At 39.6% G+C, this 12,379-nt stretch carries 12 protein-coding genes; all 12 read right to left on the bottom strand.

The annotated features are described in order from the left end of the window. Positions 1–3: 3 nt before the first annotated feature. On the bottom strand, positions 4–1,284 hold the full coding sequence (locus AB5935_RS16690) for an ABC transporter permease (protein ID WP_007845397.1): 1,281 nt from the start codon (positions 1,282–1,284) through the stop codon (positions 4–6). A gap of 40 nt (positions 1,285–1,324) precedes the next feature. Next, entirely contained in the window at positions 1,325–2,575 is a 1,251-nt protein-coding gene (locus AB5935_RS16685) for an ABC transporter permease (protein ID WP_007837259.1), read from the bottom strand. A 36-nt stretch (positions 2,576–2,611) separates the two neighbouring features. Next, positions 2,612–3,904, bottom strand: coding sequence for an ABC transporter permease (locus tag AB5935_RS16680; RefSeq protein ID WP_007842457.1), 1,293 nt, complete (start codon positions 3,902–3,904; stop codon positions 2,612–2,614). Positions 3,905–4,167: 263 nt separating this feature from the next. Beyond that, positions 4,168–5,466, bottom strand: a complete 1,299-nt coding sequence (locus AB5935_RS16675; RefSeq protein WP_038608958.1) for an ABC transporter permease — start codon at positions 5,464–5,466, stop codon at positions 4,168–4,170. Between the two features lie 4 nt (positions 5,467–5,470). After that, on the bottom strand, positions 5,471–6,748 hold the full coding sequence (locus tag AB5935_RS16670; protein WP_038608955.1) for an ABC transporter permease: 1,278 nt from the start codon (positions 6,746–6,748) through the stop codon (positions 5,471–5,473). A gap of 50 nt (positions 6,749–6,798) precedes the next feature. Beyond that, the gene (locus AB5935_RS16665; RefSeq protein WP_008652798.1) at positions 6,799–7,464 is read right to left on the bottom strand and encodes an ABC transporter ATP-binding protein; all 666 of its coding nucleotides are present in this window, start codon (positions 7,462–7,464) and stop codon (positions 6,799–6,801) included. 397 nt (positions 7,465–7,861) lie between these two features. Continuing rightward, entirely contained in the window at positions 7,862–9,109 is a 1,248-nt protein-coding gene (locus AB5935_RS16660) for an efflux RND transporter periplasmic adaptor subunit (RefSeq protein ID WP_007837250.1), read from the bottom strand. A 161-nt stretch (positions 9,110–9,270) separates the two neighbouring features. After that, complete coding sequence (locus tag AB5935_RS16655) at positions 9,271–10,167, bottom strand: glucosaminidase domain-containing protein (RefSeq protein ID WP_007837249.1); 897 nt, start codon at positions 10,165–10,167, stop codon at positions 9,271–9,273. A gap of 105 nt (positions 10,168–10,272) precedes the next feature. Then, complete coding sequence (locus AB5935_RS16650; protein ID WP_007842451.1) at positions 10,273–10,914, bottom strand: carbohydrate-binding family 9-like protein; 642 nt, start codon at positions 10,912–10,914, stop codon at positions 10,273–10,275. A 157-nt stretch (positions 10,915–11,071) separates the two neighbouring features. Continuing rightward, positions 11,072–11,620 (bottom strand): hypothetical protein, encoded by a 549-nt coding sequence (locus tag AB5935_RS16645; RefSeq protein ID WP_007842449.1) that lies wholly within the window; start codon positions 11,618–11,620, stop codon positions 11,072–11,074. 21 nt (positions 11,621–11,641) lie between these two features. Beyond that, positions 11,642–12,004: a hypothetical protein gene (locus AB5935_RS16640; RefSeq protein ID WP_007837221.1), complete on the bottom strand. Its 363-nt coding sequence runs from the start codon at positions 12,002–12,004 to the stop codon at positions 11,642–11,644. A 7-nt stretch (positions 12,005–12,011) separates the two neighbouring features. Beyond that, positions 12,012–12,379: RNA polymerase sigma factor (locus AB5935_RS16635; RefSeq protein WP_368327496.1), on the bottom strand; the 368-nt coding region annotated here is incomplete at its 5' end.

The following is a 12,379-nucleotide window of genomic DNA, read 5'->3' as shown; positions in this document are numbered from 1 at the left end:
GATCTAACGTTGGTTTAAAGCGTCCGTAATATTCATGCGCGATGCCCTCCAGGCAGGAATGCACGCTGACAGCAAATTCAAGAGCAGGCAGAAAATGAATGCGGCCAAGAATATCCAGGGACTGAACAACATATCTGCCGAAAGACTGGTTTCTCCTATTTGGGCACGGTTCTCGCTATTGGAAAATAAGAAATCATTCAATAAAAAAGTACATGCATAACTGAAAAGCATTCCTACTGCTCCGGCTATGAGCGTCAATAATAAGTTTTCATAAAACACTTGCCTCAACAAGACATTGGCAGTAGCACCAAATGCCTTCCTCACTCCTATTTCCGACATGCGCTTCCGCATACGGGACAAAGTCATGCTACTCAAATTTATAGCCGGTACCAGCAATAAAATAACAATCACCAACAGGTAGTGCAAATAAGCTTCCTTCGCCTGTAACTCTCTTCCCCAGTGACGAAAGATAAAAGAGAAACGATCATCGGGTTGTCCACGATAAAAGATTTCAGAATCCTGCAATCCGTCATTAAATTTCTGACGCAGACGTTCCACCTCTTCTCTGATAGCAGGAAAATCTTTCTCCGAATGTGCCAGAATGACCACACGAAAAGTTCCCATCGCATTGTCATACCAACACTTCCTGGCTATTTCAGTTGAATTGAAAGGTATCCAAATCTGCGCATACGAAGAAACAGCCAGTTTGGATACATCTTTCACAACACCCACTACCGTATAATCGGCCAAGTTAAGTTGGACTGTACGCCCCACTGCTTCTACCGTACCAAATAAATTCCGGGCCACAGAAGCGCTAATTACAACCTTAGGAAGTCCGCTTTCACTATCGGCAGCCGTAAACGGCTTTCCGGCAATAAAATCAAAAGAGAACACTTTCCAAAAAGTATCGTCAGTTTCAAGATTATCCACTGTCATCGTTTTTCCCGCAGGTACAGAAATACGCATCCTGCCTCCTGTAGACACTATAGTTACCGTTTCAGGAACAGTAAGCGCCTTAAAACACTCTTTAGCCACCGTAAGTGACATACAGCCGTTTGATGAATTATCACTAGTATCTCCTTTCTGATGAATAGACATCGCTTTCATATAAAGAGAACGTGAACGGTTCACCTCAGGCACACAATCCGTAATGCGCACTTCCAACACCAAAACGATGACCATGATCATACAAATAGCCAATGCCGTTCCTATAATAGAGACCAAGCTGATGAGCCTATTCTCACGGAGTTGGAAAAAAGCCTGTTTGAAATATAGTTTTATCATGTTTGTGCTATGCTCTAAAATCTTTTAACAAAAAAAGAAATTACTCATTATGCAATGCTTCCGCCGGCTGAACTTTCATAGCCTTACGTGCAGGAATCCAAATGCCTACTACAATCATCAATGCAATCAAAATAAAGGAGATAAGAACTGTTATTATGAAGCGTCCACCTTCAATAGTAGTACCATTCATCCAAGCATTCAATTCACTATTTGCCAGATTCCAATTGATAAAAACAGCCGGAATAGTGGCTATAACCAATAGCAGTAATCCTTCCACCAACTGGCGTACAAAGACACTGTGGTCTGTTCCTCCCAAAGATTTCATCAAAGCAATCTCACCACGTCGTTGCTGAGTACGAAACCAGAACGTGCCCAGCAATCCTAAAAAAATATTCAACAATAAAAAAACCATACCCAAAATATAGCTGCGCATGGAATTGGTTTGTGACTGTTGATAGTTACGACGGATATCATCAAACGAACGCACTTCGGCTATAAACACATTCCCCACCCGATATAGCTTCTCACTATCAGCTTTCAAACGGGTTATAAAATCTTTATCCTGATCTTCTTTTACCCGTACACACAATTCAAGTCCCACATCATACCAATTCTCCGGCAAAAGTTTCACCATACTGTAGCTGTTCCATGCCTGCTCATAATCTGAATACCGGACTACCTCCAACGATGCTCCCAGCGTATAGGTTTCCGTCGTATCTCCAAACAAATAAAACTGTTTTCCTACCAATGGAGTCAAATCTCTTCCGTAACGTTTCTTGTATAAATTATCGGAAGCCAAAAAATTCTTGGGATGGCTAAGCAACTCCGCCAATTGTTCAGGAGTTTCCCCACGAGTACCATGATACTGGAAAACCCGGACAAAATCAGGACTTACTAAACGTCGAATAGTCCATCCCGGCGACTGAAGTGTGTCATATCTAACCTCCGTACCGCTGTTACTCCCATTATAAGGATAAGAATTCTGACCAAAACCAACCGCCTCTATATCCGGACGATATTTAAGACGCTCGGCAAGTCCTTTCACATCTTCCCGCTGCTGCTCTTTTGTCTGATTAGGAATAAAATCAGGACTTTTATCAGTAAGGCGTCCCATTTGTATCAAATAACAATGGGAGATATCAAAACCACGTGGCTCATAGTAAACAGCTGCCTTAACATACATATAATCGACAATATACCACATAACAACGCTCACCAACAACAATTCGGTAACAAGCCAAAGATTGGAACGCCACTCATTCTTTATTTGTGTCAATAGTTTCTTATTCATTCTAACTCTTCTTTTAAATTCTTAATTTTTCATCTATTAATGTATCTTTCCTCCCAAAGCATTGACTATGTTAGTACGCGATGCCCGCCATGCGGGAATACCGCTACTAAGCAAATTCAATACAAAACAGAACAACAATGCATAGAGGAAAGTAGATGGTTGCAATAAAATTCTGGAATCAACAGTAGGCGCATTCAGAGTAACACTATAAGGTTGTGCAAACAATATATCAGTGCCCCAATAAGCGAATAATATACTAATGAGCAATCCGATAGCCCCTGCCAACAAAGTGATTACGAGATTTTCCATCACAATCTGCCCCACCATCTCTATGCGGGTACTTCCAAATGCACGACGCACACCTATCTCGGCTACACGCTGACGCAAACGGCTTTGCGTCATGCTGCTCAAATTTATGGCAGGAACCAATAATAGAATAATAAAGATAATGACACGCTCACGACGAGCCGCTTTTAAATCCGGTTCCAAATTGGCAGCAAAAGAAATCGATTGGGTTTCCTGGTCATAAGGACGGTTGCGATCTATCAATGTATACCCTTGATCAGCAAGTATTGAATTATACTCATTCATACGGCGCTTAGCCTCAGCACGAATCTCATCAAAATCCTCACGGTCATGCGCCAACAGAGTTACACTCATCATTCCCATGTGGTTATCACTCCATGTGTCATTAGACAGGTTGGTCGAAGTGAAAGGAATCCATACTTGCCCGTAAGCCATATCGGCAAGAGTTGAAACATCTTTCACTACTCCTACTACACGATAAGGAGCATGACTCAGCAGAAATTCTTTACCTACAGACTGAATAGAACCAAACAAGGCACGTGATATGCTCTCTGTTATAACAGCTACAGGGCGCCCAGCTGTAAAAGTAGCTTCATCATACGGCTTTCCATCTGTAAACTGAAAATCGAACACATGAAAAAATGTATCATCTGTCTCACGCACATCAGCTCCTATCGCAGGCGCACCAGGTAGGGAAACAGGAGTGGACACCGTCATGCAACAATAAACAGTAACAGCCTCAGGAGTCTTCAACGATTTGTATACTTCACGTGCAGTCTGTACACTCATCGGACCATTACTTGTCCCATTTCCCCAATCTTTATGACTGATACTCATATAATGTACATGTAAAAAACGGTTACGATTGGACTCGGGAGAAAAAGGAGCGACCTTTACTTGTTGCATCATCACTACCAACATAATAAGGAAAATACTCAGCGCAGTCCCCACAATACCGATAATACTGATAAGCGGATGTTGGCGTAGTTGTGCCAAAGCTTGCTTGTAATACTGTTTTATCATTTTCGAATTCTATTTTATTATTTTCTTATACACTTTATATCTATACTAGCCAAAGTCATGCCAAAGACACAAAAAACTGAATATAAACATATTATCTTTATTATACACTGTCCGAAAATGAACACCAACTTCATTTTCGCACACGATTTCATTTCCTGATATATAAATTAAAGCAGAGATACAATGTTCTATATTTCCAAATAGATCCCAAATGTATCTCCGTTTTTCATTAATTCCATCTTTTAATAAAATGAATATCTGATTTACTCACCATGCAATGCCTCAGCTGGCTGGATACTCATGGCCTGCCGTGCCGGAAACCAAATGCTGATAGCGGCAATAGCCCAAAGTAACAGAAAAGTAACGAGCCCTCCTATCAGGAAACGTGTGAAACTCCATTCTACAGGCCATGTTTCTACTAAATCAGAAATACCTAAATTATAAGCTACAACCAAAGCAGGAATATAAGCGATGGTTATCAGTAGAAAGCCTTCTCCCATTAAAAGAGTCTGAAGACTGTGCGGCGTAGCCCCAGCAACCAGACGGACGGCCAGTTCTTCACGACGCTGCTGCGTACGGAACCAGAAAGTACCCAATATGGCCAAAAATGCATTAGCTAAAAAGAATCCAGCAATGGCCAAATAAGTATAAAGATCGCTACGATAATCAGCCAGATGTTCATTCCGGTAATAACTCATAGGACGTATATCCGCCAGATACAGATTACCCACACGCAGCTGTTTCTTCATCTCTTTCCGGAATGATTCCACAAAGCCAGGACGGTCGGCATCTGCCTTCACACGAATAAATATATCATGATAAGGAATACTGCCATAGCTTATCTTAAAATCTCCCTGTCCCAACTGTACAATGCGATAAACGGCTTTACTCCAATTGGAATATTCATTATATTTCTGATTCTCGCATACGGCGGCCACACGCACCGAATCTGGTTCATCCTTGCGCATGGAAACCCCACTATGAATAAACCGACCGGCTAGCTCCACTCCTTTTACAGTCATATTATTTATGTCCGGATTCAACAGCCGACAAGCTGTATTTTCCGTCACCACAAAATCATTGGTATGTGATGCCCGCCGGGACAACTCTTCAGGCGAACATTCATCAGCCCCTCTGACACGAAACACGGTAAAATAAGAAGGAGTGACTTCCCGATACATCGCACTGGTCTTCAATGTATCATAAGACATGGTTCCACTACCGTTTTTCCATATATAATGGAAATGCATCAAAGTATAACATGCACTTTCTACTGCCGGATGATGTTGCAGCCGATTATAAAATTCCAAATATTCAGCTGTCACTTCATCATCAGACCGACTTGCTGTGTCACACTCCACGCTTTCATTGGGTAAGACGGCCGCTTGTACATAATATACATGCTCCCAATCAAACCCTAATGATTTCTGTTGGTTCACTACCACAGCATACACATAATCCACAGCATACCACAGTGAAGTAGCAATGACGAACATTCCAGCCATCAGCAACAGATTGGCACGAAGATTATTCTTTATAATAATTAATAAATGAATCAGCATAGCCTTAGAGTTTTTGATTTAACGAATCGACAATCGGAGTATGGGCAACACGCCAGGCAGGAATGTATGCCGAAAGCAAATTAAGCACCAGACAAAAACAAAGCGCCACAAAAAATACAACAGGACTGACCATAGAAACATTCATGGTAGCTGTTGCTCCCCAAGCAGTCTGAAGCAACCAATCACTCATCAGCCACAGACACAGATAAGAAAGTCCAAGTCCCAGCATCCCACCGATTAATGTCAATACAAAGTTCTCGTTCAAAACCTGCCACACCAACTCTCCCTGTGTAGCGCCAAAAGATTTACGAATACCTAATTCTTCCAGCCGACGACGCATACGGGTATGTGTCAATCCGCTTAGATTAATGGCGGGAACCAATAAAATAACAATAATCATAATGCCATATTTCCAATATGCCGCATCCAGATTTTCATACGAGTTGGCAAATTTACGATTCAACTGAGTACGGAAGTTATCCGGTTGCCCCATCAGTTGCAATTCTCTCTCACCCAGTGTCGTATTAATCTGTGCCACTCCACGGGCCACCTCATTACGGATTTTCTCAAAATCATCTGAACAATGCGCCAAGATAGTAATGATATGATTTCCCTGAGTTTCTCCTGCTTCCACCTTATTGGCTATCGCATTCGAAGAATAAGGTGCATAAACCTCACTCCATGCAAACTCACAAAAACGATTTACATTCTCTACTACACCACAAACAGTATAATCAGTAAAATTAATCTGTACAGGTTTCCCAATAGCAGCGTCCACATCTCCATAAAGACGCCTCGCCACACTTTCAACAATAACAGCTTTCTTTATTCCCGACTGAAAGTCAGCCTGGGTAAAAGGTTTTCCCGACAAGTAATGAAATTGGTATATCTTCCAAAAATCAGCATCTGTCAGTAACAACGGTGTATTGACCTCTTCATCAGCTCCTGGAGTACTGACTAATACTTCACCGGCTTCATAAGTAACGCATACAGCTTCGGGAGTTTTCAACGGATAAAAGACTTCTTTAGCCATCCACAATGAAGGTCGGGAATGACCTGCGCTGTTAGGTTCTTTTTTGTCATATACCGTACGCTCCCATTTGACGTAAAGCGAGCGTGAACGATTTACTTCAGGAGCATAGTCCGCCGTTTTCGCTTGATAGACAATTAGAATAACCATTATCAAAGCAATAGCGAGGGCAGTTCCCAATATAGTAATTGCACTTAGTAACGGTTGGTTACGCAATTGATAAATTACTTGTCCTATTGTTTTTTTTATCATTATAGTACCTTTTCATTAATGGTCCGTAGAAAAAATGAAGTAGCCTCCAGTTATTGCACCTGACGGCCATCAAAGAAACGGATAGTTCTTGAAGTCTGTTTGGCTTGTTCTTCATTATGGGTTACCATCACAATGGTACGTCCATCTTCTTTATTCAATTTATGCAACAACTCCATTACTTCAGCACCCATTTTTGAGTCCAAATTTCCGGTAGGCTCATCGGCAAGGATAATTTCGGGATTGCCCACAATAGCACGGGCTATCGCCACACGCTGACACTGACCACCGGAAAGCTGTGTGGGCATGTGGCGCATACGATGACTTAAACCGACACGCTCCAACACTTCTTTTGCCAAACGGGTACGCTCCTTGGCAGCCATCTTTCTATAGAGCAAAGGCAATTCTACATTGTCAATCACATTCAGCGAATTAATCAGGTGGAATGACTGGAACACAAATCCCAAAGTCTTATTACGAAAAGCAGCCAGTTCTTTATCTTTCATACTTTCTACAGAAGTACCGTTTATTTCAATCTTTCCACTGCTGGGAGCATCCAATAACCCCATAATATTCAACAAGGTAGACTTACCGCAACCGGAAGGCCCCATAATACTAACAAATTCGCCTTTAATCACATCCAAATTTACATTTTCCAGTGCTAATGTTTCAATCTCATTGGTACGGTAGATTTTATTGATACCGGTTAATTTAATCATTGCCATAATTTTTCTTATTTAAATTGTTAATCTTATACACTTTTTATTTTTATGAATCAAAAGATATACCAAAGCAATAAACATTTAATTTTCAACAGATTATTATTTAATATATTGTCCGATAACGGACAGTATGATCGTTTTTGTCAGTCGTATTCATCCCACAACACATCTACCGGACTAATACAACTGATGCTGTATACCGGAATAAGAATGCCAACAAGCATTATGAATAATATAAAAAAGTAAACAATCAAAAAAACGACATAGCCTAAGAACAAATTAAATTATGTTCGGGAAATGAGTGAAAAGGAAGAAAAGACACTTCATTTCCCGTAACAATCAATGTATTAATTAAGAGAGAGTTTTATCTTGTTGTTTATGTCATAGCTGCTTCTTATTTCAACTTCAACTTATTCTTGTTTTTGTAACTGCTCATATCGCTGACAACCACCTTGTCACCCGGTTTCAATCCCGATATGACTTCCACATATTCAAAATTACTGTCACCCAATTGAACTTTACGCTTCACTACTTCATCCTTACTATCCTGAACAAATAATTCATATTCACCGCGACCGACATAATAAGAAGCATTCGCCAATCTTAAAACCCCTTCTTTCACGGCATTCATTACATATACATCCGTCTTCAAGCCGGAACGCAATCGCTTGTTATTATCTTCATTCAGTTGTACAATGAACGAAATCACCCCATTCTTACTCAACGGTGTCACACTACTTACCGTTCCTTCCAGTTTCTCATTGCCAATCTTGACTATGGCACGTCCACCTGCTGCCACACGGTCACCGTATGTATCAGCTATTTCACCTTCCACTTTAAAGTGGCTCAAATCAGAAATGATAGCTACTTGACTACCTTCCGCCACCTGCGCACCTACCTGATTATTAATATAGGTAAGAATCGCTTTACGCGGTGAACGAATTTGAGCGTCATCCAATGTACGTTTCATTTCAGCAAGACTCTTTGAGAAAATATTGAATTCCAATTCCTTCACTTTCAAATCAGCCTCTTTTACTTTCGATTCATTTGCGTATTGCTGACGGAGCTGTTCCAATTCCAGTTTTCCTGTATTGAAGTTCAATTCAGCCTGACGAACCTTGTCCGTTGTTCCAGAACCCAAGCTATCCAAATAACGTTCGTTGCGAAGTTCTACCTCCATACGGTTCAATTTCATGGCAGAAATTTTCACTTGCATTGATAAATCGCTCAGATACGTATTATTATTCACCTTCAACTGCTCTAACTGATAACGTTTCATCTGTTCTTCATCCAGCAATTTCTTGTATTCGGTTTCCGTACTCTGCAAATCAAGTTTCAAAATCGGCGTACCTACATCCACGCTGTCTCCTCCCTTACGGTAAACTTCCACGATACGAGTATTAATAGGTGAATTGATAATCTCTTCAAAAGCCGGGACAACCTTACCGGAAGCACTGACACTTACTTCAATAGTTCCATTGTCTACTTCTGAAAACACCAAATCTTTCTTATTGACGCTACTTCGCATAAACGAAATCAATACAGCTATACATACCACTGCCGCCACACCTATTGCACCATATTTAATGAACTTCTTTTTGCGTTCCTTATCACGCACTTCTTTAGGGATTTCTCTGTCCATAACTTATTGTAATTTTATTATTGTCATTTTTGTACTAAAGAATAAACAACATCCGTGCCAAGAAAGCAACTTATTGATAATCAATAACAAACAAAACGTACAGGGTGTCCGAAATCGGACACCCTGTACGTTTTTAAACATCAGTTACCGTACTATAATGACTAACGCAAACGCAATATATCACCTACTTTAGGAGAAGAATCTTCCGGTTTCATCTTATTCATCTTATATAAATTCTTCAGACGAATACCATACTTTTGGGAAATAGAATACATAGATTCTCCCTCACGGACAACATGAACTATGTGTTCCTTATCCGCACGACGATGCTTTTTATCCAAATAAATAATATCACCTGGTTTCAATACATATCCTTTATAAAGATCATTGTATTTCCTCAACTTACGTTGACTGATATCAAATTCTTTAGAAAGTTTTTTAAATGTATCCCCCGGGCGTACCACAATATAAAGTAAATCATTAGCTAAATAAGGCTGATGCGGGTTTGGGAATTCCTTCATCCACTTTATACCATCCTTGGTATCATACTTATGTAATTCATATAATTCAATGATATCAATTAAACGATACGCATAGCGAGGGTCAGTAGCATATCCCGCCTTCTTCAGCCCATGTGCCCATCCTTTATAATCGGTGATTTTTAATTTAAAAAGAGATGCATAACGTGAACGTCCTTTTAAAAATTTAGAATGATCTTCATATGACTCACGAGGGTGCTTATAGGCACGAAAACATTCATTACGGGCATCATCATCATGCCGTACAGTACGACCAGTCCAGTCACCACCACATTTTATACCAAAATGATTATTGGATTTACGAGCCAGCGTACTTTTTCCCGCCCCTGATTCCAATAATCCTTGAGCCAAAGTGATGCTGGCAGGAATACGATACCGTTTCATCTCATCGACAGCAAGATCTTTATACTTATGAATATATTCCTCATACTGCCGGTTACGGGTTTGCGCTTGCACTGTAAAATTACATAGACAACAAAGCAACCCGATTAATATAAATTTCAACGTATGTTTCATCATATAAAACTGTTTCAAAATCGCTACTATACTTTATCCGTTATATATAGTTGCAAACTTACCATTTTTATCCAGCTGTATGCAATCTTTTTAAATTAATTACGAATTTCATTCGAATTCCAAAAGTCCAAAGAAATCCGGACGATGAAAATCCGGCTTCTCTATTTTTATAGGACTCCATGATAAGAAATGAGGCTTTTGCAATTCATCTCCACATTTATAAAAATTAGCTCGTACAACCATTCCATCCAACTTGGTAATGGTATGCTTAAAAAATACCTTATACGGAATCTGCAAAGCAACCTCCCAAGTACATTCTCCTATCTTTTCTTCAAAAGTTTCTCTGCCCAAACTAGCCCAACGCTTCACCTGATCTGTTATTTCAAGAGGAGCCATTTCTCGATTACTACGCTCCGAACCTGCTGCTAAAAGAATCGTAGCGATACAGTTACATTCCAAATTGTAATAAACGCCATCTCTCGCAGGAATAGAGAAAAATTCCACACAGGAATCTGTCCAGACACTACCGTTATCTTCACCGTATTTGGCACGAACACTATCTTCTACTACTTTATAATGAACTAATATAGCATCATTTGTATAGGCTATACGAAAAGAGACTTGAGGTTGATAAGGATATTCTTTCCAGTTCACTATATTAATAGGATAATACATTATGTTCTCATGATCAAATAAGGTCGGTATTTGTTGTGCATCCTGAACTTTGCCACTTAATTTCTTTACTTTCATCATATTATTTTTATTAATTAAATAGCTACTGTTAGCTTCACAAAAATATATACTTCCAATGAGAAAACAAAATAGTGGCTACCATAAACAGCAGCCACTAAAAGAATAAAGCCATAAAGACAATGAAAGTACTATTTTTTCCCCATTTCACCCATATTTACTTCTTCACATCGCCCTGTGACATATGTCTTCTTCCATCATGCTGCTTTTTCATTCCTTGTCTTTTTTTCATCTCTTTACGAAATTTATCACCATTGTGTTTCTCCATATTATACATTTTCTGAATTTGTTTAGGAGAAAGAAATTTCCGAAACTCATTATAATATTCCTCACGAATATCCAGTATCTTTCTACTCTGCGCGAAACGTGCCTTAATAGCCTGCTCCACTTCAGCATCTGTAGGGACCGGTTTGGGGATCTGTTTATCGGCGGCCGTTCTATTTGCAACATTTCGACAAACTCCCATATGACGAGTAGCCTGCATTTCTTCCATGTATTGTTTATACACCGGAATAAATTTAGTAGCCGTTGCGTCATCCAATGCCAATCCTTTTATAATTTGATTGCACTGTATTTCCAGCATCTGTTCTTTATTAAACTGCCTTCTTTCAGATTTAGTTTCTTTCTTTTCTTGGGCAAAAAGTGTTACCTGACTTCCCATAACAATGGCTGCCAACACCATTAAAAAAAATTTTGTTCTCATCATTTTTTTGTTTTTAGTGATTAATCAATTTATAAATATATCATTTTCAGACAATTCCACCCATTCTGCTAATTCCTCATCAGACATAGATTCTATATAACGATCCAAAGTATCTGAATAAGAAGAGTCTAAATCCGTAGAAACAATAAGTGAATGAGAAGGCAACTCCTCTGCCACAGGTTGAGATATCGGAAAGAAAAGAACTCCCAACATGACAGCCGCAATAGCTAAAGTAGCCCCAATAATCAATTTTATTCTATTCTGCCTATTAAACCTCTCAGCCTGGGTACGCTCCAATACTTGTTTTTGCATTTTTCCGAAAAAGCCATCAGGGGTACGATAAGGCATCCGCTTCCCAATATTCTTAAAATCAAACTCCTTTTCCATCCTATCTTTAATTATTTATCATGTACTCTTTTATCTTCTCTTTTGCATAATGATAATTCACTTTCAACGTATCCACCTTCGTGTCCGTAATCCTGCTAATTTCTTCATATTCCAGTTCATCATAATAACGAAGATTGAAAACTACCCGCTGTTTTTCAGGAAGCATCAAAATAGCCTGCTGAAATTTCACCGCCATTTCGTTCTCATAATCCACATAATCTGACGCCATCAACTTATTCATTAACTCTTCCTGAACTTCTTCCGCCGAAACAGCTTGTTCTTTACGCATATTCAGAAAACGGAGACACTCATTGGTCGCTATCCGATAAATCCATGTTCCCAATGAACTTTCCTCCCTAAACTGAGGAAGATGGC

It is taken from the genome of Phocaeicola sp. RTP21198st1_B8_RTP21198_201120 (genome assembly GCF_040929485.1).
GTDB classification, from domain to species: domain Bacteria; phylum Bacteroidota; class Bacteroidia; order Bacteroidales; family Bacteroidaceae; genus Phocaeicola; species Phocaeicola dorei.
Note: the sequence above shows the minus strand (reverse complement) of the source record. Positions and strands in the feature narration are given on the sequence as shown.